At 55.5% G+C, this 256-nt stretch carries 1 protein-coding gene; it reads right to left on the bottom strand.

Annotation, left to right across the window (positions count from 1 at the left end):
- A partial coding sequence (locus SB717_RS37550) for a hypothetical protein (protein ID WP_410908224.1) occupies positions 1–256 on the bottom strand: 256 nt, incomplete at both ends.

The following is a 256-nucleotide window of genomic DNA, read 5'->3' as shown; positions in this document are numbered from 1 at the left end:
CCTGAACTTGCTAACGAAGCGCTCCACGACTTTCTCGCGCTCCTGGTTCAACAGAAGAAAGGTGAGTTCCCCGACCTCAGTTTCGACCCACGTGCGTTCATCTGCCGACTTGACCGTTTGAAAGAGAGCGGCAACTGTAATGGAATGCGCGGCGATCGCCAGGGCGTCTGCTGCATTTTCAACGTACGTTAGGTCCACAGGGAGATGGTCCCCGAGCTTCGCACTGTGCTTGTGATTGGCGAGCTGGTTCATGTAC

Source organism: Priestia sp. SIMBA_032, assembly GCF_046535215.1.
GTDB lineage: Bacteria > Bacillota > Bacilli > Bacillales > Bacillaceae_H > Priestia > Priestia aryabhattai.
This window is presented reverse-complemented; position numbering and strand designations above follow the sequence as displayed.